General features: G+C 68.7%; 25 protein-coding genes and 1 pseudogene. 21 read left to right on the top strand and 5 right to left on the bottom strand.

Features of this window, described 5'->3' with window-relative positions; all coding sequences use genetic code 11:
* Positions 1–534: 534 nt before the first annotated feature.
* On the top strand, positions 535–972 hold the full coding sequence (gene aroQ / locus ACWF0M_RS28695; protein ID WP_452238848.1) for a type II 3-dehydroquinate dehydratase: 438 nt from the start codon (positions 535–537) through the stop codon (positions 970–972).
* A gap of 107 nt (positions 973–1,079) precedes the next feature.
* Entirely contained in the window at positions 1,080–1,943 is an 864-nt protein-coding gene (locus ACWF0M_RS28690; protein WP_452238827.1) for a LuxR C-terminal-related transcriptional regulator, read from the top strand.
* 75 nt (positions 1,944–2,018) lie between these two features.
* Here ACWF0M_RS28690 and ACWF0M_RS28685 read toward each other — a convergent pair.
* A pseudogene (locus ACWF0M_RS28685) lies at positions 2,019–2,837 on the bottom strand (EamA family transporter); the annotation flags it as partial.
* A gap of 74 nt (positions 2,838–2,911) precedes the next feature.
* Between ACWF0M_RS28685 and ACWF0M_RS28680 the strand changes: the two are divergent.
* Entirely contained in the window at positions 2,912–3,409 is a 498-nt protein-coding gene (locus ACWF0M_RS28680) for a MarR family winged helix-turn-helix transcriptional regulator (protein WP_452238826.1), read from the top strand.
* Here the strand turns inward: ACWF0M_RS28680 and ACWF0M_RS28675 are convergent.
* Positions 3,406–4,200 (bottom strand): hypothetical protein, encoded by a 795-nt coding sequence (locus ACWF0M_RS28675; RefSeq protein WP_452238825.1) that lies wholly within the window; start codon positions 4,198–4,200, stop codon positions 3,406–3,408. The genes ACWF0M_RS28680 and ACWF0M_RS28675 overlap by 4 nt on opposite strands.
* Positions 4,201–4,345: 145 nt before the next feature.
* On the opposite strand from ACWF0M_RS28675, the gene efp reads away from it, so the two are divergent.
* Together efp and nusB are read left to right on the top strand one after the other, a co-directional pair.
* On the top strand, positions 4,346–4,909 hold the full coding sequence (gene efp / locus ACWF0M_RS28670) for an elongation factor P (protein ID WP_131293876.1): 564 nt from the start codon (positions 4,346–4,348) through the stop codon (positions 4,907–4,909).
* A 34-nt stretch (positions 4,910–4,943) separates the two neighbouring features.
* The gene (gene nusB / locus ACWF0M_RS28665; RefSeq protein ID WP_131293877.1) at positions 4,944–5,354 is read left to right on the top strand and encodes a transcription antitermination factor NusB; all 411 of its coding nucleotides are present in this window, start codon (positions 4,944–4,946) and stop codon (positions 5,352–5,354) included.
* 262 nt (positions 5,355–5,616) lie between these two features.
* Here nusB and bldD read toward each other — a convergent pair whose 3' ends face one another.
* On the bottom strand, positions 5,617–6,132 hold the full coding sequence (gene bldD, locus ACWF0M_RS28660; protein WP_452238824.1) for a transcriptional regulator BldD: 516 nt from the start codon (positions 6,130–6,132) through the stop codon (positions 5,617–5,619).
* A gap of 206 nt (positions 6,133–6,338) precedes the next feature.
* Here bldD and pyrR point away from each other — a divergent pair, with 206 nt between their 5' ends.
* The 9 genes from pyrR (at position 6,339) to ACWF0M_RS28615 (ending at position 16,354) form a co-directional block, all read left to right on the top strand.
* Positions 6,339–6,932, top strand: coding sequence for a bifunctional pyr operon transcriptional regulator/uracil phosphoribosyltransferase PyrR (gene pyrR, locus ACWF0M_RS28655; RefSeq protein WP_452238823.1), 594 nt, complete (start codon positions 6,339–6,341; stop codon positions 6,930–6,932).
* Entirely contained in the window at positions 6,929–7,867 is a 939-nt protein-coding gene (locus ACWF0M_RS28650) for an aspartate carbamoyltransferase catalytic subunit (protein WP_452238822.1), read from the top strand. Before pyrR ends, ACWF0M_RS28650 begins: the two co-directional genes overlap by 4 nt.
* Positions 7,864–9,156 carry a dihydroorotase gene (locus tag ACWF0M_RS28645; protein WP_452238821.1) on the top strand — a complete coding sequence of 431 codons (1,293 nt, stop codon included), beginning with the start codon at positions 7,864–7,866 and terminating at the stop codon, positions 9,154–9,156. The genes ACWF0M_RS28650 and ACWF0M_RS28645 overlap by 4 nt, the downstream gene beginning before the upstream one ends.
* Positions 9,153–9,638: a PH-like domain-containing protein gene (locus ACWF0M_RS28640; RefSeq protein WP_452238820.1), complete on the top strand. Its 486-nt coding sequence runs from the start codon at positions 9,153–9,155 to the stop codon at positions 9,636–9,638. Before ACWF0M_RS28645 ends, ACWF0M_RS28640 begins: the two co-directional genes overlap by 4 nt.
* Positions 9,635–10,768 (top strand): glutamine-hydrolyzing carbamoyl-phosphate synthase small subunit, encoded by a 1,134-nt coding sequence (carA, locus tag ACWF0M_RS28635; protein ID WP_452238819.1) that lies wholly within the window; start codon positions 9,635–9,637, stop codon positions 10,766–10,768. Before ACWF0M_RS28640 ends, carA begins: the two co-directional genes overlap by 4 nt.
* Entirely contained in the window at positions 10,768–14,070 is a 3,303-nt protein-coding gene (gene carB, locus ACWF0M_RS28630) for a carbamoyl-phosphate synthase large subunit (protein WP_452238818.1), read from the top strand. The genes carA and carB overlap by 1 nt, the downstream gene beginning before the upstream one ends.
* A complete protein-coding gene (locus tag ACWF0M_RS28625; RefSeq protein ID WP_452238817.1) occupies positions 14,063–15,094 on the top strand; it encodes a quinone-dependent dihydroorotate dehydrogenase in 1,032 nt (343 codons plus the stop codon). The genes carB and ACWF0M_RS28625 overlap by 8 nt, the downstream gene beginning before the upstream one ends.
* A 23-nt stretch (positions 15,095–15,117) precedes the next feature.
* Positions 15,118–15,954 (top strand): orotidine-5'-phosphate decarboxylase, encoded by an 837-nt coding sequence (gene pyrF / locus ACWF0M_RS28620; RefSeq protein WP_452238847.1) that lies wholly within the window; start codon positions 15,118–15,120, stop codon positions 15,952–15,954.
* Positions 15,955–16,117: 163 nt separating this feature from the next.
* Positions 16,118–16,354 carry a hypothetical protein gene (locus tag ACWF0M_RS28615; protein ID WP_452238816.1) on the top strand — a complete coding sequence of 79 codons (237 nt, stop codon included), beginning with the start codon at positions 16,118–16,120 and terminating at the stop codon, positions 16,352–16,354.
* Here the strand turns inward: ACWF0M_RS28615 and ACWF0M_RS28610 are convergent.
* Positions 16,324–17,187 (bottom strand): LysR family transcriptional regulator, encoded by an 864-nt coding sequence (locus ACWF0M_RS28610; protein WP_452238815.1) that lies wholly within the window; start codon positions 17,185–17,187, stop codon positions 16,324–16,326. The two genes, ACWF0M_RS28615 and ACWF0M_RS28610, sit on opposite strands and share 31 nt — an antisense overlap.
* A 69-nt stretch (positions 17,188–17,256) precedes the next feature.
* Between ACWF0M_RS28610 and ACWF0M_RS28605 the strand changes: the two genes are divergently transcribed.
* The 7 genes from ACWF0M_RS28605 (at position 17,257) to coaBC (ending at position 21,858) form a co-directional block, all read left to right on the top strand.
* Positions 17,257–18,258, top strand: a complete 1,002-nt coding sequence (locus ACWF0M_RS28605) for an EamA family transporter (protein WP_452238814.1) — start codon at positions 17,257–17,259, stop codon at positions 18,256–18,258.
* Positions 18,259–18,267: 9 nt separating this feature from the next.
* Positions 18,268–18,645, top strand: coding sequence for a hypothetical protein (locus ACWF0M_RS28600; protein ID WP_452238813.1), 378 nt, complete (start codon positions 18,268–18,270; stop codon positions 18,643–18,645).
* 111 nt (positions 18,646–18,756) lie between these two features.
* Entirely contained in the window at positions 18,757–19,131 is a 375-nt protein-coding gene (locus ACWF0M_RS28595) for a hypothetical protein (protein WP_452238812.1), read from the top strand.
* Between the two features lie 117 nt (positions 19,132–19,248).
* On the top strand, positions 19,249–19,563 hold the full coding sequence (gene mihF / locus ACWF0M_RS28590) for an integration host factor, actinobacterial type (RefSeq protein WP_130388471.1): 315 nt from the start codon (positions 19,249–19,251) through the stop codon (positions 19,561–19,563).
* Positions 19,564–19,619: 56 nt separating this feature from the next.
* Positions 19,620–20,243, top strand: coding sequence for a guanylate kinase (gene gmk, locus ACWF0M_RS28585; RefSeq protein WP_452238846.1), 624 nt, complete (start codon positions 19,620–19,622; stop codon positions 20,241–20,243).
* A 2-nt stretch (positions 20,244–20,245) separates the two neighbouring features.
* Complete coding sequence (gene rpoZ, locus ACWF0M_RS28580; protein ID WP_452238811.1) at positions 20,246–20,548, top strand: DNA-directed RNA polymerase subunit omega; 303 nt, start codon at positions 20,246–20,248, stop codon at positions 20,546–20,548.
* 14 nt (positions 20,549–20,562) lie between these two features.
* Positions 20,563–21,858 carry a bifunctional phosphopantothenoylcysteine decarboxylase/phosphopantothenate--cysteine ligase CoaBC gene (gene coaBC, locus ACWF0M_RS28575; protein ID WP_452238810.1) on the top strand — a complete coding sequence of 432 codons (1,296 nt, stop codon included), beginning with the start codon at positions 20,563–20,565 and terminating at the stop codon, positions 21,856–21,858.
* On the opposite strand, the gene ACWF0M_RS28570 is transcribed toward coaBC, so the two are convergent.
* Positions 21,855–22,742, bottom strand: coding sequence for an N-acetyltransferase family protein (locus ACWF0M_RS28570; protein ID WP_452238809.1), 888 nt, complete (start codon positions 22,740–22,742; stop codon positions 21,855–21,857). The genes coaBC and ACWF0M_RS28570 overlap by 4 nt on opposite strands.
* Positions 22,743–22,920: the final 178 nt, after the last annotated feature.

The following is a 22,920-nucleotide window of genomic DNA, read 5'->3' as shown; positions in this document are numbered from 1 at the left end:
ACCTCGCGCGCGTCGACTCTTGTGCCGTTGCAGGGGATCTGGTGTCTGGGGACCTGGTATTTCCTGTCTCGCGCCCCCGCGGCAGGTGCTGCGCCCCCGCTCCCCTCCCACGCCCCCGCGCACCGTGCCCGCGTCCCGCGTCCCGCGCCCTGCGTCTGCGCCCCGCGTCCCGCGCCCTGCGTCTGCGCCCCGCGTCCCGTGCCCTGCGTCAGCGCCCCGCGCCTTGTCCTGTGCCTCCGCCTAGTGTGCCGTGCCCGCGTCCTGGTTCTGGGACCTCGCGCGCGTCGACTCTTGTGCCGTTGCAGGGGATCTGGTGTCTGGGGACCTGGTATTTCCTGTCTCGCGCCCCCGCGGCAGGTGCTGCGCCTCCGCGCCCGTCCCACGGCCACGCCTCCGGGGCGGGTGCTGCGCCTCCGCGGCGGTCCTACGCCTCCGCGCCCCGTGGCAGGGGGTGCGGGGCCGGGGATTGTGGTGGGTGGTGGGTGGGGAGGTTGGGGTGGCGTTTGGGGGACTAGGGTGCGTGGTGTGACGGATGTGAGTAGGCGGGTGTTGGTGCTGAACGGGCCTAACCTGGGGCGGTTGGGGTCGCGGGAGCCGGAGAAGTACGGTACGACGACGTTCGCCGAGTTGGTCGGGGTGTGTGAGAAGACGGGCGCCGAGCTCGGGTTCGAGGTCGACGTACGGCAGACCGATGACGAGGCCGAGCTGGTCGGTTGGCTGCACGAGGCGGCGGACGGGCGGACTCCCGTCGTACTGAACCCGGCCGCGTTCACGCACTACTCGTACGCGCTGCGGGACGCGATCGCGCAGCGGACCGCTCCGTTGATCGAGATCCACCTGACGAATCCGGCCACCCGCGAGGAGTTCCGGCACACCAGTGTGGTCGCCGGGGTGGCGACGGGAACCATCGCCGGCTTCGGGCTCGACTCGTACCGGCTCGCGCTGCGCGCACTCACCACCCTCGATTCGTAACCAATGTGCCCTTTCGGGCATCAGGTGGGTGTGGGCAGATTTCGGATCGCGGTGCGGGCAGGTTTCACCGGCGAACGGCCAAGAGATCGGGGTGAGACGCCGGTGAAATGCCGGTGCCGCACTCTGGTCGTTGGATCGTGATGCCGGCTGTCGATGGGCCGAAAGGGCCGACGGTCCGGTCGCACGATCGGGAGGAAATCGACGAATTGGGGGTTCGTGTGACTACGGATTCGATCCGTTCCGTTCAACAACGCTCTGGGGGAGTGACAAGAATGACGACACAACAGGTGGGGCAACCTGTCGGTCAGCAACACCGTATTCCGGTCTGGGTCAAGGCGCTCGACCCGCTGTCGCAGTTCGGGCTGGTGCACACGCTGCGCCAGCGCCCGGAGATCAGCCTGATCGCCGACACCGACCTGGCTGCACAGTTGCCTTCGCAGTCGGCCGACCAGCGCACCGCCCCGCCAGTGGTCGCGTTGGTCGCAGTCGACTCGCTGGACGCCGGTGCTGTTCAGGTACTGCGGGCCGCGACGCAGCGGGGCTGCCGCCGGACCGTGCTGATCGGTAGCACGATCGACGACGAAGCGCTGATGACCGCGGTCGAGCTGGGGGTCTCCGGCGTACTACGGCGTACCGAAGCGACCGGTGACCGGATTGTGCACCTGGTGCAGGCTGCTGCTGCAGGGGACGGCAGCCTGCCCCCGGACCTGCTGGGACGGCTGCTCGGTCAGGTGTCGCGGATGCAGCGGCACGTACTGGCACCGCGGGGACTGTCCCACACCGGTCTGTCCGACCGGGAGACGCAGGTACTGCGACTTGTCGCGGACGGCAAGGACACGCAGGAGATCGCCCGGGAGCTGTCGTACTCGGAGCGTACGGTGAAGAACGTCCTCCACGACGTGACCAGCCGCCTGCAGCTCAGGAACCGCTCCCACGCCGTCGCTTATGCACTGCGCGAGGGCTTGATCTGAGGCACTGAACCCGGCAGCTCGACGGGAGATCTCTTGTCGAGCTGCCGGTCGCAGCTGTGCGGTGACGAGGGCTGCCAGCACGATGAGCCCGCCGACCGCCTGCAGTGCGGTCAGGTGCTGAGCGAGGACCAGCCAGCCCACCGTGGTGGCTACTATCGGGCTCAGCAGACCCAGGAACGTCACCTCGGTCGGAACCAGTTCTCGGAGCCCGCGGAACCACAGCGCATAGGCAACTGCCGAACCAAAGAGCGCCAGGTACGAGTAGCCAGCAAGGTTCCGCAGTGTGAAGGCGGGGAAGGCACCCTCGACCAGCAGGGTCACTGGTAGGAGCACCAGGCCACCTGCCACGAGCTGCCAACCAGTAGTGGCCAGCAGGGGAGCAGGTGAGGTCCACCGCTTGCTGAGTACGACGCCGAACGCCATGACGACCGCAGCGCCGGCAGCCGCCAGTACGCCCAGCATGTCGAGCCGTGCGGTAGCTCGCAGTACCAGCAGACCAACGCCGAACACACCTGCCAGCGCAGTGAAGACCGTGCGCAGCGACAGGCGCTGCCGGAGCAGACCAGCTGACAGCAAAGCGACCAGTAGCGGCTGGATCGCACCGACGGTCGCGGCCACGCCACCTGGCAGCCGGTACGCGCCGACGAACAGCAGCGCGTTGAAGGCGCCGATGTTGAGCGTGCCGAGGACCAGCGAACGCCACCACCAGCTGCCGCGCGGCAGGACGCGGGTGATCGCGACGAGCAGGAGGCCGGCCGGTAGCGCCCGCAGGAGCGCAGCCAGCAGCGGGCGATGCGGCGGGAGGAACTCGGTGGTCACCACGTAGGTGGTGCCCCAGAGCATCGGCGCGATCGCCGTGGTCAGCAGAATGATCGAACGTCGATTGCTTAGCACTAAGATAAAGTATCTCAGCGCTAAGAATCTTTCAAGTACCTCACCGCTAAGCAATCTCGCGCTAGGCTGGGGGGATGGCAGATCACGTCGACCTGGTGCTCGAGCAGTGGCGCGCGCGGCGGCCCGACCTGGATCCGTCGCCGATGGGGATCATCGGGCGGATGAGCCGCCTCGGCGCGCTGTTCGACGCCGAGCTGCGGCGGAACTTCGGCAAGCACGACCTGGACCGCGCGTCCTTCGACGTACTGGCGACCCTGCGGCGCAGCAACGCCGAACACAGCTTGACGCCGGCCGGGCTGATGCACTCGTCGATGGTCACGTCGGGTGCGATCAGTCAACGGCTGGACCGGCTGGAGGCGCGTGGGCTGGTGACGCGTGCCCCGAGTGAGACCGACCGCCGCGGCGTGCTGGTGACCTTGACGCCCGAGGGCCTGGAGTTGATCGACAGGGTGTTGCCGACGCACATCGACACCGAGGCGCGGCTACTGGCCGGCCTGTCGGACGCGGAACGCGACCAGCTAGCAGGCCTGTTGCGGACGTTGCTGGAGTCCCTCGGGGACAGACGGGACTAACTGGGAGGAGTCGGCCGCTGTGGGTTGCTGACGGTTTGCCACAGCTCCTCGATGTCGGAGCGGTCCTCCGGCTCCGGCTCGTCGACCCAGCCGCTGGCCCACACGTTCTCGTCGCGGTCGTTCACGTTGAAGGTCGATTCCGCGAACGCCGCCGAACCGACGTACCGCCCCTCGTCCTCATCAGGCTCGTCACGTACGTCGGCACTCTGCTGAGCTGCCTGCGGCGCGACCAGCGTGCGGGCGTACCGCTGCGCCTCGAGGATCCCCAACTCGCGCTCGTCGCTCAGCAACCGGACCGCGCCGACCTCGTTGCCCGCGTTCATCAAGGCCCGGACCCTGGTGTCCAGGTCCTGCTTCGACGTCGGCAGGTTGTTCTGCGGCGGCCGATGCGCGGGCGGCTGGTACACCCCGGTCGGCGGGTACGGCGTACCGGTGCCGGGCTGCTGCGCCGCCAGGCCGGGGGAGTTCCGCTCGCCCGCGTGCCGTGGCTGCCGGCCGTTCTGCAGAAGCTGCTGGAGAGCGGCAGCGGCCTGCTGACTGCCCTGCGCAGTCCCGGTCTGCATCTGCCCCGGTATGGGTGCCGGAGGCGGTCCACCCGGCCCGGCGGCCTGGGTGAACTGACCCTGGAACTGGACCGGCTGGTTGCCGCCGCCCTGCTGGGCCTGGATCCGCTCGATCAGCGCCTGCATCCGCGCGTTCGGCTGCCCGTTGCGGCCTTTGGATCCCTGCCGCGCCTTGGAGATGAGGCTCAGCACGATCATCACGACGACGAAGATCACGAACTCCGTCATGCCGGCCTCCTGGCCCCTCGATGGACGGGTCTGCAGTGCCAGCGTACGGCCGGCCGGGTCTAGCAGATCAGCGGAATCGGAGGAAAGCGAGAGTGACCGCTACAATCTGCTGTTACCGCTGATCGATTTCGAAGGGCATACCCGCGTGGCATCGACGAACGACCTCAAGAACGGCATGGTGCTCGACCTGGACGGACAGCTGTGGTCCGTCGTGTGGTTCCAGCATCACAAGCCGGGCAAGGGCGGCGCCATCGTCCGGACCAAGCTGAAGAACGTGCTGTCCGGCAAGGTGGTCGACAAGACCTTCAATGCCGACGTCAAGGTCGATGTGGCCACGGTCGACAAGCGCGACATGACGTACCTGTACAACGACGGCACGGCGTACGTCTTCATGGACAAGAGCACGTACGACCAGCTGCAGCTGACGCCCGAGGTGGTCGGCGACGCGGTGCACTTCCTGCTCGAGAACCAGGACGCCATCGTCGCGGTGCACGACGAGCTCCCGCTGTACGTCGAGCTCCCGGCCTCGGTCGAGCTCACGGTCGAGTACACCGAGCCGGGTCTGCAGGGCGACCGCTCCAGCGGCGGCACCAAGCCGGCCAAGCTGGAGACCGGGTACGACATCCAGGTCCCGCTCTTCCTGACCACCGGCGAGAAGGTCAAGGTCGACACCCGCACCGGGGACTACCTCGGCCGCGTCACCTCCTGAGCAGCGCAACCTCTAGCGAAAGCGACAACAGAAGATGTCTGCCCGGAGCAAGGCCCGCAAGCGCGCTCTCGACGTGCTGTTCGAGTCGGAGGTCAGGGGACTGCCGGTCGGCGGCACCCTGGCCGACCGGGTGGCCGACAACGACCCGCCGGTGAACGAGTTCACCGTCGCGCTGGTCGAAGGAGTCGCGAAACACAGCGAGCAGATCGACGACCTGCTCGAGACCCACTCGGTGGGCTGGACGCTGGACCGGATGCCGGCCGTCGACCGGAACATCCTGCGGATCGGCGCTTACGAGCTGCTGTTCGACGATCAGGTGCCGGACGTGGTCGCGGTGAGCGAGGCGGTCGCGCTGGCGCGGGACCTGTCGACCGACGAGTCCCCGACGTTCGTGAACGGCCTGCTGGCCAGACTGCTGCAGCTGAAGCCCACACTGGGCGTCTGAGTCGCTGCGGGAAGTCGCTGCAGGGGAGAAGTCACTGCAGGGAATGAGGGGGGCGAGCCCTCTCTGTCAGGCCCGGTGACCGTCTCGGTACGGTCCCGGGCCGCCGTTGCGTCCCCGTTAGCGGCTGGTGAGGTGGTACCTGCCGCTGGTACTGCTGTTGCTACTGCTCTGTTCGGTCAGTTGGAGAAGGCGGGCGGCCGCGGGCCAGCTGCTACAAGCCCCGACCGTCTATAGCCTTCACCAGGTGATGCCTTGTCAGGCGTCAGGCGCCGGCGGCCTCGGACGAATCCTCGACGTCACCCTTCGCCTCAGGGTTCAGCACACCCCAGGAGATGAAGCGCTCGGTCAGCGTCGTCGGCGACTCGTCGTAGATCACCGCGAGCGTCCGCATGTCGTCCTGACGGATCGACAGCACCTTGCCGTTGTAGTCCCCGCGCTGAGCCTGGATCGTGGCCGCGTACCGCGTCAGCGGACCGGCCTCGCTCGCGTCGAGGTGTTGCAGGGCCTCCAGGTCGAGGATCAACCGGGGCGGAGCGGCAGCCGCGGCCGCCGCGCTGGCGGACCCAGGAAGCAGTTCACGGATCGGCACGCCGTAGAAATCGGCGAGTTCCGCGAGCTTCTGGACCGTGACGGCTCGGTCGCCGCGCTCGTACGAGCCGACCACAACCGCCTTCCAGCGACCCTTGGACTTCTCTTCCACACCATGCAGCGACAGCCCTTGCTGCTGGCGGATGGCGCGTAGCTTGCCACCCAGTGTCTTCGCGTATTCGCTAGGCACGCTGGTTCTTCCCTCCGACTAGTTTCGTCATGTCCGGCCCGCAGGGAACGGGCCGGATGGCCAAACCCCCCTCGATTACACAGAGTAACAATATTCTGGGTCAGAGGCCAGCGTCAAGACGGCGTGTCACATCCGATACCATGTCAAGCGGTCCGAACGTCCTTTAAAGACCCGTCCAGAGAGGCGGGAAAGGAGGAACGGTAGCGATGAGCCCTGCCCAGAGTGCAGAGCAACACCAGACAGCGCAGCCGCCGAACCGCAGCAGCCGCGAGGTCCTCGACGCTTCCGATATTTCCCGGGCACTGACCCGGATCGCCCACGAGATCCTCGAGCGGAACCGCGGCGCCGACCCGGTCGTCCTGCTCGGTATCCCCACCCGCGGAGTCCCGCTCGCGCAGCGCGTCTCGGCCCGGATCCAGGCCGTTGAGGGGCAGAGCGTACCCACGGGGTCACTCGATGTGACGATGTACCGCGACGACATCGGTCTTAAACCACCACGCGGCCTGGAGCACACCGACATCCCCGCGGACGGTATCGACGGCAAGGTCGTCGTGCTCGTCGACGACGTGCTGTTCTCCGGCCGGACGATCCGCGCGGCGCTCGACGCGCTCGGCGACATCGGCCGCCCGCGCGCAGTGCAGCTCGCCGTCCTGGTCGACCGCGGCCACCGCGAGCTGCCGATCCGAGCCGACTACGTGGGTAAGAACCTGCCCACGTCCCTGGATGAGCGGGTCACCGTGCACCTGACCGAGTACGACGGAACCGACGCGGTGCTGATCGCCGACGAGGGGGCGAAATGAAGCATCTGCTGAGCGCCGCGGACCTGAGCCGCGACGAGGCCAATCTGATCCTCGACACCGCCGAGGAGATGCGGTCGCTGGCCGACCGCCCGATCAAGAAGCTGCCCGCGCTGCGCGGGCGGACCGTGGTGAACCTGTTCTTCGAGGACTCCACCCGGACGCGGATCTCGTTCGAGGCGGCCGCCAAGCGGCTGTCCGCGGACGTCATCAACTTCTCCGCGAAGGGCTCGAGCGTGAGCAAGGGCGAGAGCCTGAAGGACACCGCGCTGACCCTGCAGGCGATGGGCGCCGACGGCGTCGTCTGCCGGCACGGTTCGTCCGGTGCGCCGCACCTGCTGGCGAAGTCCGGCTGGATGACCGGCTCGGTCGTGAACGCCGGTGACGGCACTCACGAGCACCCGACGCAGGCGTTGCTCGACGCGTTCACGATGCGCCGGCACCTCGGCTCTCTGGAGGGCCGACGGATCACGATCGTCGGCGATGTCCTGCACTCGCGGGTCGCGCGGTCGAACGTGCTGCTGCTCTCGACACTCGGCGCCGAGGTCACCGTGGTCGCCCCGCCGACGCTGGTCCCGGTCGACATGAGCAGGTGGCCGTGCGTCACGACGTACGACTTCGACTCGGTGCTGCCGAAGAGCGACGCGGTGATGATGCTGCGGGTGCAGCGGGAGCGGATGAACGAGGCGTTCTTCCCGAGCGCCCGCGAGTACACACGCCGGTACGGCCTGGACAGGAACCGGATGGCGCAACTGCCGGACGAGGCGATCGTGCTGCACCCCGGCCCGATGAACCGCGGTATGGAGATCAGTGCGGAGGTCGCCGACTCCACCCGTTCGGTGATCGTCGAGCAGGTCACGAACGGCGTGGCGATCCGGATGGCCGTCCTGTACCTGCTGCTATCTGGAAGTAACGAGACCGAGGAGCACACGGCATGACCGCATACCTGATCACCGGCGCGCGGATCGTTGGCGGTGACCGAGCGGACCTGCTGATCGACAACGGCGAGATCGTTGCCACCGGCACCAACCTGCAAACACCTCAGGGCGCCGAGACGATCGACGCGCACGGGCTGGTCGCGCTGCCGGGTCTGGTCGACCTGCACACGCATCTGCGCGAGCCCGGCCGGGAGGACGCCGAGACGGTGTTCACCGGCACCCGCGCGGCCGCGAAGGGCGGGTTCACCGCGGTCTTCGCGATGGCCAACACCGACCCGGTCGCCGACACCGCCGGTGTGGTCGAGCAGGTCTGGCGCCTCGGCCGCGACGCCGGGTACGCCGACGTGTACCCGATCGGCGCGGTCACGGTAGGACGGAAGGGCACGCAGCTCGCGGAGCTCGGCGCGATGGCTGACTCCGCCGCCCGGGTCCGGGTGTTCTCCGACGACGGCGACTGCGTCTGGGACGCCGCACTGATGCGCCGCGCCCTCGAGTACGTGAAGGCGTTCGGCGGTGTGATCGCCCAGCACGCGCAGGAGCCGCGGCTCACCCAGGGCGCACAGATGAACGAGGGCGCGCTCTCCGGCGTTCTCGGCCTGACCGGCTGGCCGAGTGTCGCCGAGGAGGCGATCATCGCCCGCGACATCCTGCTGAACGCGCACGTCGGGTCGAAGCTGCACGTCTGCCACCTGTCCACCAAGGGCTCGGTGGAGATCGTCCGCGCGGCGAAGCGCCGCGGGCTCGAGGTGACCGCCGAGGTCACCCCGCACCACCTGCTGCTGACCGAGGAGCTCGCTGCCTCCTACAACCCGGTCTACAAGGTGAACCCGCCGCTGCGCACCAAGGAGGATGTCGAGGCCGTCCGCGAGGGCCTGGCCGACGGCACGATCGACATCGTCGCCACGGACCACGCGCCGCACCCGGTCGAGGACAAGGACTGCGAGTGGAGCGCGGCCGCGTTCGGTATGACCGGGCTCGAAACCGCGCTGAGCGTGGTCCAGCAGGCGATGATCGACACCAAGCTGCTGACCTGGGCCGAGGCCGCCGACCGGATGAGCTACCGGCCGGCCGCGATCGGTCAGGCCCCCGACCACGGGCGACCGCTGGAGGCCGGCGCGCCCGCGAACGTGGTCCTCTACGACCCCAGGGTCGAGCGGACCGTCGTACCGGAGGAATCGGTGTCGCTGTCGCGGAACACGCCGTTCGAAGGGATGACGCTGCCGGGCAAGGTGGTGGCGACGTTCCTGCGCGGTACGCCGACCGTCCTGGACGGTGAGCTCACCAAGTGAAGGCCTTCCTCGGCATTCTCGGCACGCTGCTGGTGCTGGCAGCGGGCTACTTCGGCATGTACCGGGGCTGGCGGAACCGCCAGGCCCGGCAGGCCGACCTGGCGCCTTTGCCCGCGGCGCCGGCGGAAACCACGCGCGGCGTCGAGGGTGTGTACGTCGCGACGACGAGCGCCGGCGACTGGATGGACCGGATCGCCGTGCACGAACTGGGCGTCCGCGCCACCGCGGACCTGGCCGTCAGTGAGGCCGGCCTGATCTTCCACCGGCAGGGCGCGGCGGATGTGTTCATTCCCGCGGACCACCTGACCGGGGTCCGGACCGACCGTGGCATCGCCGGCAAGGTGACCGCGGAGAAGTCCGGCCTGGTCGTGGTCACCTGGACCCACGACGGCCGTGAGCTCGACACCGGGTTCCGTCCGCGTCGTAAGGCCGACACCGCCGCCCTGACCGCATCCATCTCGACCTTGATCGGAGCATCATGAGCCAGCCGGCCCAGCTAAAGGCACTGCTGGTCCTCGAGGACGGCCGGTCGTTCGCCGGTACGTCGTACGGGGCGACCGGATCCACATTCGGCGAGGCGGTGTTCACCACCGGGATGACCGGTTACCAGGAGACACTGACCGACCCGTCGTACCACCGGCAGATCGTCACCCAGACCGCGCCGCACATCGGCAACACCGGGATCAACGACGAGGACGACGAGTCGCAGAAGATCTGGGTCGCCGGGTACGTCGTCCGCGACCCGGCCCGGGTGCCGTCGAACTGGCGCGCGAAGCGATCGCTCGACGACCAGCTGAAGGGCCAGGAGATCGTCGGGATCTCCGGGATCGACACCCGCGCGCTGACGCGGCACCTCCGCGAACGCGGTGCGATGCGCGCCGGGATCTCCACCGAGATCCTGGACCCCGCCGAGCTGCTGCAGAAGGTTCTCGAGCAGCCGCCGATGGTCGGCGCCGACCTGGCGTCCGAGGTCACGACGTTCGAGCCGTACGTCGTACCCGCCCTCGGCGAACGCAGGTTCACCGTGGTGGCGCTCGACCTCGGCATCAAGTCGATGACGCCGAAGCGGATGTCCGAGCGCGGCATCGAGGTGCACGTGATGCCCGCGACGACCTCTCTGGAAGACATTCTCGCGGTCAACCCTGACGGCATCTTCATGAGCAACGGACCGGGCGACCCGGAGACCACCGAGCACCCGACCACGTTGCTGAAGGAACTGCTGCAGCGCGGGAAGCCGTACTTCGGGATCTGCTTCGGCAACCAGGTGTTCGGGCGGGCGCTCGGACTGGGGACGTTCAAGCTCAAGTACGGGCACCGCGGGATCAACCAGCCGGTGCTCGACCGGGCGACCGGCAAGGTGGAGATCACCGCGCAGAACCATGGGTTCGCCGTCGATGCGCCACTCGAGGAGACGGTCGAAACGCCGTACGGCACCGCCGAGGTGTCGCACGTGTCGCTCAACGACAACGTGGTCGAAGGGCTCAAGCTCACCGGTCACGACGGCCGGGTGCTTGCTTTCTCGGTGCAGTACCACCCTGAAGCCGCAGCAGGTCCGCACGATTCGGCGTACCTGTTCGACCGCTTCGTAGAACTGATGGAGGGGCGGGCCTGATGCCACGTCGCACAGACATCGAGTCGGTCCTCGTGATCGGGTCCGGCCCGATCGTGATCGGCCAGGCCTGCGAGTTCGACTACTCCGGCACCCAGGCGTGCCGGGTGCTGCGCGAGGAGGGCTTCCGGGTCGTCCTGGTGAACTCCAACCCGGCGACGATCATGACGGATCCGGAGTTCGCCGACGCCACGTATGTCGAGCCGATCACCCCGGAGTTCGTCGAGAAGGTGATCGAGAAGGAGCGCCCGAACGCGCTGCTCGCCACGCTCGGCGGCCAGACCGCGCTGAACGCGGCGATCGCCCTGCACGACAACGGCGTACTGGAGAAGTACGGCGTCGAGCTGATCGGGGCGTCCGTCGACGCGATCCAGCGCGGCGAGAACCGGGAGTCGTTCAAGCACATCGTCGAGAAGCTCGGCGCGGAGACCGCGCGGTCGGTGATCTGCCACACGCTGGACGACGTCATGGGCGCCGCGGACCAGCTCGGGTACCCGCTGGTCGTGCGGCCGTCGTTCACGATGGGCGGCGTCGGCTCCGGGATGGCGTACGACGAGGCCGACCTGCGGCGGATCGCCGGCGCCGGGCTGCTCGCGTCGCCGACGACGGAGGTCCTGATCGAGGAGTCGATCCTCGGCTGGAAGGAGTACGAGCTGGAGGTGATGCGCGACAAGGCCGACAACGTCGTGATCATCTGCTCGATCGAGAACGTCGACCCGATGGGCGTGCACACCGGCGACTCGGTCACGGTCGCACCGGCGATGACGCTGACCGACCGCGAGTACCAGGTGATGCGGGACCTCGCGATCGGCATCATCCGTGAGGTCGGCGTCGACACCGGCGGCTGTAACATCCAGTTCGCGGTGAACCCCGACGACGGTCGGCTGATCGTCATCGAGATGAACCCGCGGGTGTCCCGCTCGTCGGCGCTGGCGTCGAAGGCGACCGGCTTCCCGATCGCGAAGATCGCCGCGAAGGTCGCCATCGGCTACACGCTGGACGAGATCCCGAACGACATCACCAAGCAGACGCCGGCCAGCTTCGAGCCGACGCTCGACTACGTGGTGGTGAAGGTGCCGCGGTTCGCGTTCGAGAAGTTCCCGGCCGCGGACGCCCGGCTGACCACGCACATGAAGAGCGTCGGCGAGGCGATGGCGATCGGCCGGAACTACACCGAGGCGTTGCAGAAGGCGCTGCGGTCGCTGGAGAAGCCGGAGGCCCGGTTCTCCTGGGCCGGCCAGCCCTCCGAACTCGGCCCGTTGCTGGAGGCAATCAAGACGCCGCAGGACGGCCGGTTGCGGATCATCATGGACGCCATCCGGGCCGGTGCGACGCCGGAACAGATCTTCGACAACACTCGCATTGATCCTTGGTTCGTGGACCAGATGTACCTGATCCACGAGACCGCTCTCCAGGTCGCGGCCGCGCCCCGGCTGACGCCGGACGTCATCAAGCTGGCCAAACGGCACGGGTTCTCGGACCTGCAGCTGGCCGAGATCCGTGGCCTGACCGAGGACGTCGTCCGCGGTGTCCGGCAGGCGCTCGGGATCCGGCCGGTCTACAAGACGGTCGACACGTGTGCGGCCGAGTTCAAGGCCGAGACGCCGTACCACTACTCGTCGTACGACGAGGAGACCGAGGTCGCGCCGCGCTCGGAGCCGGCCGTGCTGATCCTCGGCTCCGGGCCGAACCGGATCGGGCAGGGCATCGAGTTCGACTACTCGTGTGTGCACGCGTCGATGGCGCTGCGTGAGGCCGGATACTGCACGGTGATGGTGAACTGCAACCCGGAGACGGTCTCGACCGACTACGACACCTCCGACCGGCTCTACTTCGAGCCGCTCACCTGCGAGGACGTGCTCGAGATCGTGTACGCCGAGTTGCAGGCCGGACCGGTCGCGGGCGTGATCGTCCAGCTCGGCGGGCAGACGCCGCTCGGCCTGGCGCAGCGGCTCGCGGACGCCGGCGTACCGATCGTCGGCACGTCGCCCGAGGCGATCCACCTGGCGGAGGAGCGGGGTGCGTTCGGCAAGGTGCTCGCGGACGCGAAGCTGCCGGCGCCGAAGCACGGTACGGCGATGTCGGCCGAGGGGGCCCACGAAGTCGCCGAGGAGATCGGGTTCCCGGTCCTCGTCCGGCCGTCGTACGTGCTGGGCGGTCGCGGGATGGAGATCGTCTACAGCTCGGCCGAGCTGACCGCGGCGCTGGACCGGCTGAGCGCCGGGACCGGCTCGTGGGAGCACCCGGTGCTGATCGACCGGTTCCTCGACGACGCGGTCGAGATCGACGTCGACGGGCTGTTCGACGGCGAGGAACTGTTCCTCGGCGGCGTGATGGAGCACATCGAGGAGGCCGGCGTGCACTCCGGCGACTCGTCGTGTGCGCTGCCGCCGATCACGCTCGGGAACGCGGACATCGAGAAGATCCGGAAGTCCACCGAGGCGATCGCCCGCGGTGTCGGCGTACGGGGTCTGCTGAACGTCCAGTACGCGCTCGCCGGCGACGTCCTCTACGTGCTGGAGGCGAACCCGCGGGCGTCCCGGACGGTCCCGTTCGTGTCCAAGGCGACCGCGACACCGCTCGCCAAGGCCGCGGCCCGGGTGATGCTCGGGGCAACCATTGCTGAGCTGCGGACCGAGGGTCTGCTGCCGGCCTCCGGGGACGGCGGCACGCTGCCGCCGACGACACCGATCGCGGTCAAGGAGGCCGTGATGCCGTTCAACCGGTTCCGGACCATCGACGGTTCGTCGGTCGACACCGTGCTCGGTCCGGAGATGAAGTCCACCGGCGAGGTGATGGGCATCGACGAGACGTTCGGTACGGCGTTCGCGAAGTCGCAGGCGGGGGCGTCACAGCCGCTGCCCATCGACGGGAAGGTGTTCGTCTCGGTCGCGAACCGGGACAAGCGGCACATGATCTTCCCGGTCAAGCGGCTCGCGGATCTCGGCTTCCAGATCTACGCGACCGAAGGCACGGCCGACGTACTGCGGCGCAACGGCGTCGAGGCCGTCACGGTCCGCAAGAGCAGCCAGGGCCCGGGTCCGAACGGTGAGCCGACGATCGTCCAGATGGTCCAGGACGGCGAGCTGAACCTGATCGTCAACACGCCGATCGGGATCACCCAGGGCGGTTCGCCGCGGATCGACGGGTACGAGATCCGCAGCGCGGCGGTGGCGCGGAACATCCCGTGCATCACCACCGTGCAGGGGCTGGCGGCCGCGGTGCAGGGGATCGAGGCGCAGCGCGCCGGCGATATCGGCGTCCGGTCGCTGCAGGACTGGGTGCCGAGGATCCGCGGTGTATAGGCGAGTGGTCCGGCCGGTCCTGTACCGGCTGGGTCGCGGTGACGCGGAGGTGGCGCACGAGCAGACGCTCAACGGTATGCGCCTCCTGGGGCGCATACCGGGCGCTGCGGCGGCCGGCGCGCGCCTGTTCGGAGTCGCCTCGGCCCGCACGGTCTTCGGGATCCGGTTCCCGTCGCCGGTCGGGCTGGCGGCCGGGATGGACAAGAACGGGGTCGCGTTGCGTGCGTGGCCCGCGATCGGGTTCGGCTTCGTCGAGGTCGGCACGGTCACCGCGCATCCGCAGCCCGGAAACGAGAAGCCCCGCCTGTTCCGCCTCGTCGAGCGCGAGGCGGTCATCAACCGGATGGGCTTCAACAACCTCGGCAGCGAAGCGCTCGCCGCGCGACTGGCGGCGTACGGCGACCTCGGCTACCCGCTCGGGATCTCGATCGGGAAGTCGAAGGTGACGCCGCTGGAGGACGCGGTCGAGGACTACGTGACCTCGCTGCGCCGTCTCTACCGGTACGGCGACTACTTCGCGGTCAACGTCTCGTCGCCGAACACGCCGGGATTGCGCTCTCTGCAGGACGCCGGCCACCTCCGCGAACTCCTGACCGCGCTGCACACCAAGGCCGCTTCGCTGACCGTTGCCGGGCTCGCGCCGAAGCCCATCCTGGTGAAGATCGCGCCGGACCTGACCACGCCGGCGATCGACGAGCTCCTCCAGGTCTGCACCGGCACCGGCGTCGCCGGCATCATCGCCACCAACACGACGATCGACCGTGCGGGTGTCGCGGGGCATCCACTGGCGGGTGAGACCGGCGGCTTGTCCGGGCGGCCGCTCGCCGAGACCGCAGCGAAGGTCGTCGCGCACATCCACGGGGAAACCGGGGGAGCGCTCCCCGTGATCGGGGTCGGCGGGATCGTCGACCCGTCGGATGCGGCTCGCCTCTTCGACGCCGGCGCGAGCCTGGTGCAGGTGTACACCGGACTGATTTATCGCGGGCCGGGTCTGGTCCGGCAGATCAACAGGAGATTGCCTTGAGCAACGAGACCATCGGGAGCGACATGCGTAGCAAACCGTTCGGCACCAGGTTGCGGGCGGCGATGGACACCCGCGGCCCGCTGTGCGTCGGCATCGACCCGCACGCGCACCTGCTCGACGCCTGGGGCCTGCCCGACACAGCGGAGGGTCTGGCCTCGTTCACGTACGGCGTCGTCGACGCACTCGCCGACCGGGTCGCGGTGTTCAAGCCGCAGTCCGCGTTCTTCGAGCGCTTCGGGTCGGCCGGTGTCGCCGTCCTGGAGCAGGCCACGATCCGGCTGCGGGAGGCCGGAGCGCTCGTGATCATCGACGCGAAGCGCGGTGACATCGGTACGACGATGGCGGGCTACGCGTCGGCGTACCTGGCCGAGAAGGGCCCGCTGGCGTGCGATGCGCTGACGGTCAGCCCGTACCTCGGGTTCGGCTCGCTGCAGCCCGCGATCGACGAGGCGCGGGAGGCGGGCGCCGGGCTGTTCGTGCTCGCGCTCACCTCGAACCCGGAGGGCCCGCAGTTCCAGACGGCCCGCACCGCCGACGGCCCGACCGTCGCTGGTGCAGTCCTCGACGGCCTGCGCGCGTTGAACGCTGACGCGGACGGACTCGGTTCGTTCGGCGCGGTCGTTGGGGCGACCATCAGTTCCACCGATGAGGACCTGGACATCAACGGCCCGCTGCTCGCACCGGGTCTCGGCGCCCAGGGCGGCACGGCCGCGGGCCTGATCGAGGTGTTCGGGTCCGCGGTGCGCAACGTCGTACCGTCCAGCTCCCGGGAGATCCTAGGAGCCGGCCCCGACGCAACCGCCCTCCAAGACGCAGCCGCCCGCACGAACGACGCCTACCGAACGGTCCTCGGCTACTGACAGATCTGCAGCTCGACAGGAGGTGTTCGGCTTCGCCGGGCTCGATCACGCTCAACCGCCCGACCAATCGGGCCAGAAAAGCCGACACCTCCTGTCGAGCTGCAGACCATGCGATCCTCTTCGGCATGGGTTCAGGGCTGGAGTTGTGTCGGCGGTGGGGGAGTTGCACAACCGGCTTGGGATCACGTCGCCGGTCGAGGTCGGTGTCGAGCGGATGTGGGGTCGGCCGTTCGAGGTCGTCTGGGGTGACTTCCCGGGGGCGCTCTCCGCTGCGATCCAGGACCCGGAGGTACGGCGGATCGCGGATCGCTGGCCCGTCGGCGGGATCGAACAGGTCCGCGACGTCCTGCACCGGACCGGCGATCGTCGTCAGCTGCTCGGGCTGCTCGACTCCCGGTAGAGCGCGATCAGCAGGTTCACGGCCGCCGGCGTCGCCGGGTGCGGGTCCTCGCGATGCCAGATCAGATGTACGTCGACCGGCGGCGCGTCCCGCAACGGGCGGTACACCACCCCGTCCCGCCGGTACTGCGTCGAGGTCGCCTCGGGCGTCACGCCGACGCACCGCCCGGACGCGATCGCGGCCAGCCAGTCGTCGACGTCCTGGGTGAGCTCGATCTTCGGCCGCGCGTCCTCAGGCCACAGGTCGACCGTGGTGCTCCCGGTACGGCGGTCGATCACCAACGTCCGGTCGCGGAGCTGATCGAGCGTCAGCGCCCGTTTGCGCGCCAGCGGGTCGTCGGCGGGCAGAACGCCGTACCGCCGTTCCTGCGTCAGCAACACCTGCCCGAAGCGCCGCAGGTCCAACTGGCTGCGGACGACCGCGAGATCGCACAGTCCCTCGGCGAGCCCGCCGGTCGCGGTGTTGGTGCGGATCAGCTGCAGTTCGATGCCGGGATGCTCCGCAGCCCACCGGCGCTGGAACTCGCGGGTGCGACTCCCGAACGCCGACCACGCGTGACCGACGCGCAGGCGGGTGTGACCGCTCGTCGCCTCACTCACGAGTTCGTCGATCTCGGCGAGGATGTGCCGGGCCCGCGCCAGAACCCTGATGCCGGCCGTGGTCGGGGTGAGCGAACGGCTGGTCCGGTGCAGCAGGCGTACACCCAGTTCGCGCTCCAGGGCCAGCAGGTTGCGGGAGACCGCGGCCTGCGAGATCCCCAGCTCGATCGCGGCGTCGGTGAACGTGCCCGAGTCGACGATCTCCACGAGGCACCGCAGCTGCCGGATATCCATGACTCCAGCGTATAGATCGGCTGCGCGATGCATTTTGCCCAGCGCAGCGGCGGGCGGACTCTCGTGATCGTGAGGCGACAACGGTTGGTCGGTGTGGTGATGATGCTCGGGAGCGGGCTGTCGACGCAGGTGGGTGCGTCGGTGGCGGCGCTCGCGTTCCCGGTGATCGGCCCGGCGGGTGTGGTGGCGATCCGGCAGTGGGTCGCGGCGATCGTGCTGCTCGCGATCGGGAGGCCGCGGCTGCGGTCGATTACGGGCCCACAGTGGCGCCTGGTCGTCGCGCTGGCGGCGGTCTTCGCCGTGATGAACCTGTCCCTGTACACCGCCATCGACCGAGTAGGTCTCGGCCTGGGCGTCACGCTGGAGTTCCTGGGCCCGTTGGCCGTTGCGCTCGTGGGATCACGGCGCGTGCTTGACCTGGCCTGTGCGTTGGTCGCCGCGCCCGCGGTCGTCCTGCTGGCCCGTCCGCAGGCAACGACGGACTACGTCGGGATCGGCCTGGGTCTGCTCGCCGCGTTGTGCTGGGCGTTCTACATCCTGCTGAACCGGAAGGTCGGCCAAGAGTTGCCGGGTGCAACCGGTTCGGCCGCAGCGGCAGGGTTGTCGGGCCTCGCGTATGTGCCGATCGGCGTGGTCGTGCTGCTGCATCACCCGCCGACGTTCGCCGCAGCGTCGTACGCGCTGGTGGCCGGCGTGCTCTCCTCGGCCGTGCCGTTCCTCGTTGATCTGCTCACGCTTCGCCGCGTTCCGGCGCAGTTCTTCGGTGTTTTCATGAGCGTCAACCCGGTACTGGCGGCGCTCGTCGGGCTGGTCGTTCTCGATCAGCAGTTCGCGATCCTCGACTGGGCAGCGATCCTGGTGATCGTGTCGGCGAACGCGGTCGCCATCACGTTCGGCGGGCGAAAGTACGGCGTACCTGAAGTGGACTCGAACGACGACGCGGCAGATCACAGCCGGGTTCCAGTCGGCGGGTGCGATGTTCTTCACGGCGTGCCGGAGCTCGCGGTGACCCCGGCGTTCGGAAAGGTGTCGGCGGACGGGGAGCCACGGACTTCCCGCTTGACACAGTGAAGGAACACGATGCGGAAGCTGGCAGCCCTCGCGGCCGTTGTGACGATGAGTGTTGGTGCCCTGACGGCCTGCTCGGGTGGCAACTACTGCGGTGACCTGAAGGGTTACGTCGACTCGGCGAAGGACCTGGACATCAAGGACTCCGACGCGGTCGGCAAGATGCTGGACCAGGCGAAGAAGGTCTCGAAGTCGGCGCCGAAGGACATCCAGGACGACTGGAAGGTCGTCATCGACTACGCCGAGAAGGCGCAGGCGGCCAAGGGCGACACCAACAAGCTGATGGAGCTGGCCAAGTCCGACGGTTCCAAGATCCAGCCGGCGATGGACGCGATCACCAAGCAGGCGAAGGACTCCTGCAAGATCGACCTGCCGGGCGCCGGTAGCTGAGCTGCCGTCGGCGCAGCCTGGTGGGACGGCTCTGCCCGTTCCGTCCCACCAGCGCGTGCCCTCTCTGAGCGGTTTCGCCCAGTAGTCCCGCCTACCTGTAGCGTGAACGTCGTGAAGCGCTCTCTCGCCGTACTCGCGACCATGGCCGCAACCGCAGGTGTGCTGACTGCCTGCACCGACGAGCAGGCGTACTGCGTGGACCTCGCCAAGTACGCCGCCAAGGCGGTCGACGTCGACCCGCAGAAGCCGGTCGACTACGTGAAGATCCTGGACGACGCGAAGAAGCTCCAGGAGTCCGCGCCGAAGGACGTGAAGGACGACTGGGGTGTCGTCGTCGCGTTCGCGGAGAAGGCCAAGAAGGCCGGTACGGACGCCGCCGCGCTGGGGAAACTGAGCAAGCAGACCGGCAGCGTGATGACGGCGTACAAGAACATCACCAGCCAGGCCAAGGACAGCTGCAAGGTGGACCTTCCGGCACTGAACTGATCAACTGATCGTTCCAATCGCCCGCTTGTCCCGCGACTCTGTTCCACCAGCGCCCGAACACGGGCTGAACCCGTGTTAGGTTCCCTTGCGAAGCCATACAACGGGACAGGTGAAACGGTGCCACTTCCTTCTTTGACGCCGGAGCAGCGTGCGGCCGCTCTGGACAAGGCCGCGGCGGCGCGGCGTGAACGAGCCGAGATCAAGAACCGGATCCGGCACTCGGGAGCGTCTCCGACGGAGGTGCTCCACGAGGGGCAGAAGAACGACGTCATCGGCAAGATGCGGGTCAGCCAGCTGCTGCAGTGCATCCCGGGGGTCGGCAAGGTCCGCGCCCAGCAGATCATGGCGCGCGCGGGGATCTCGGAGACGCGGCGGGTGCGCGGCCTCGGCTCGAACCAGATCGCCGCGCTCGAGCGCGAATTCGCCGAGTGATCCAGACTGAGACCGTGTCTGAAACCTCGACCGGCTCGTTGGACACTGGTGTGACGATGACCACGCACTCGCAGAACGTCTCGAACGAGCCGGGCCGGGCCGCCGACGGCCCCGCGCGGCTGACCGTGCTGGCCGGACCGACCGCGGTGGGGAAGGGGACGGTCGCGGCGGAGATCCGCGAACGCTTCCCGGACATCTGGATCTCGGTGTCCGCGACCACCCGCAAACCCCGACCCGGCGAGGTCCACGGCGTGCACTACCTGTTCGTCTCCGACGCCGAGTTCGACCGGATGATCGCCGAAGACGAGTTGCTGGAGTGGGCGGTGGTGCACAAGGCGGCCCGTTACGGGACGCCGCGGCAGCCCGTGCTCGACAAGCTCGCCGCCGGCCGGCCGGCGCTGCTGGAGATCGATCTGCAGGGTGCGCGCCAGGTCCGCGCGTCGATGCCGGAGGCGCAGTTCGTCTTCCTGGCTCCGCCGAGCTGGGACGAGCTGGTGCGCCGTCTGCTCTACCGCGGCACCGAGACGCCGGAGGAGCGGGAGCGGCGGCTGGAGACCGCGACCGTCGAACTGGCGGCCGAGAAGGAGTTCGACGTGACGATCGTCAACGCCTCGGTTCGGGAAGCTGCCGATCAGTTGGTAAAGTTGATTCGATCACCCCACATCTCTGGAAAGGCCTGACCTTGTCTGGCAACCAGCCCGTCGCCATCGGCATCACGTCCCCGCCGATCGACGACCTGCTCACCCGCACCGACTCCAAGTACAAGCTGGTGCTGTACTCGGCCAAGCGCGCGCGGCAGATCAACGCCTACTACTCCCAGCTCGGCGAGGGCCTGCTGGAGTACGTCGGACCGCTGGTCGAGACGCACGTCCAGGAGAAGCCGCTGTCGATCGCCATGCGCGAGATCAACGAGGGCGTGCTGACCTGCACCGACATCGACCCCGAGGCCGAGGCGGAAGCCTCTGCCGCGGAGAAGTCCGCGTAGTCCCCTAGAAACAGATGTCCGCAACCGGTGACCAGACCCCCGGAACCGAGCACGCTCCGGGGGCTGATGTCGTGCCCAAGCACAAGCCCAACGTCGTGCTGGGCGTCGGCGGCGGTATCGCGGCGTACAAGGTCTGTGATCTGCTCCGCCGGCTGACCGAGTCCGGGCACAGCGTGCGTGTGGTGCCGACGGCGGCCGCGCTGGAGTTCGTCGGCGCGGCGACCTGGGCGGCGCTGTCCGGTCAGCCGGTGACCGCCGACCCGTTCGACAACGTGCAAGAGGTCCCGCATGTCCGGATCGGCAAGGCGGCGGAGCTGGTCGTGGTGGCGCCCGCGACCGCGAACCTGATCGCCAAGGCCGCCCACGGGCTGGCCGACGACCTGCTCACGAACACCCTGCTCACCGCGCGCTGCCCGATCCTGTTCGCGGCCGCCATGCACACCGAGATGTGGGAGCACCCGGCGACCCAGGCGAATGTCGCGACGCTGCGTTCCCGCGGGATCACGGTCCTCGAGCCCGCGGTCGGGCGCCTGACCGGCGCCGACACCGGCCGCGGCCGGCTCCCGGAGCCGTCGGAGATCTTCGCGATCAGCCAGTTGATGCTCGCCGACGAGGCCGCCCGCGCGGCCGGCCAGTCGGTCGCCGACCTGACCGGCAAGCACGTGCTGATCAGCGCCGGCGGGACGCGTGAGCACCTCGACCCGGTGCGGTACCTGGGCAACTCGTCGTCCGGCAAGCAGGGCTACGCCCTCGCCCGGATCGCGGCCGCCCGCGGCGCCAAGGTCACGCTGGTCGCGGCCAACTCCGAGCTGCCCGACCCGGCCGGCGTCCAGGTCGTCCCGGTCACCAGCACCCGCGACCTGTACGACGAGATCACCGGACGCGCCGCCGATGCGGACGCGATCGTAATGGCGGCGGCTCCGGCCGACTTCCGCCCGGCCGCTGTCGCGGAGCACAAGATCAAGAAGACCGCCGACGGCTCGGTGCCAGCGGTCAGCCTGGTGCAGAACCCGGACATCCTGCAGACGATCTCGCACGACCGGTCCCGCACCGATCAGGTGATCGTCGGGTTCGCCGCCGAGACCGGCGACGCCGACCACACCGTCCTCGAGCTCGGCCGCGCCAAGCTGGAACGCAAGGGCTGCGACCTCCTCGTCGTCAACGACGTCTCCGGCGGCAAGGTCTTCGGGAGCGACCTCAACGAGGCTGTCATCCTCGACCGCGCCGGCAACGCCCTCCCCGTCCCCTCGGGGAGCAAAGACGCTCTAGCCGGCGTGATCTGGAACCTCGTCGCCGCCCACTGGCACTAAAGCGGCAGCGGCGCGCGCAGGCTGATGCTGACGATGCCGTAGGTGAAGCCGAGGTGTTCGTTGAGGCGGCGCATCGCGTCGTTGCCGCGCTGCGTCCAGGTGTAGATCTCGGTGATTCCGTTGGCGGCGGCCCATGCCATGCTGGTGCGTTTCAGGGTTGCGGCGACCGATTTGCCCCGCCACTCCCGGCGTACGGCGGTGTAGGCGACCTCGGCGCGCTCGGGGCGATCGGAGTCGAGCATCAGCCCCGCCACGCCGATCACCTCGTCACCGGCGACGGCAACGAACATCGCGGCCGGGTCGTTGATCCATTCCTTCGCCCAGTCGTCCTCGGAAACCTTCAGCGCGATCGGGTGGTCCATGTCCGGGAAGGTCGGCAGCGCGACCTGGTGATAGGCGGCCGCCCACAGCTCCGGGCGTTCGGCGACCGAGACGATCTGGTACTCCGTCGGCGGCGCCGGCTGCGGCTCGTCGCCGATCTTCCGTAGTTGCTCGACCTCCCGATTCCTCTCCACGAAGCCGAACCGCTCAGCGAAGAGCCGGGACCCCTCGTCGTCGACACTGGCTCCTGCAGTGTCGTAGCCCTGGGCAACGGCATGGTCGGCGAGCGCCCGCAGCAGGTCGGTTCCCACGCCGCGGCGGCGGAAGTCCGGATGGACGCGCGGCGCCAGCGCCGCCCGCTCGCCGTCGCCCGAGCGATCCGCCACGCCGCTGCCGACCACCTCGCCGTCGATCTCCGCCAGCAGCATCAGCCGGCCGGGTCGGTCGAGGTCGCGGAGCTCGGCGACGGACGGGCAGCGCTCGTACGGCATAACCGCAATCCGCACCGCCCGCCAGGCTTCATAATCGGCGTCGGTAATCGCCGTCCGAATGGTCGTAGTCACGCCCCCAGCCTGCCCTAGGAAGCCGCAAAGAGCCCGAGGTTTTCGTCGCCCAGCCTCGCGCGGATCGCACCTTGTGCACCGGATCCGTGGGCTCAGCCTCCGCTGCTGCGGATCTGGTGCACAAAGTGACCTGTGTACTGCGAGCCTGGGGTGGGTGGAGGTCAGAAGCTGTCCGCTT

Source organism: Kribbella sp. NPDC055110 (genome assembly GCF_053607525.1).
This window is presented reverse-complemented; position numbering and strand designations above follow the sequence as displayed.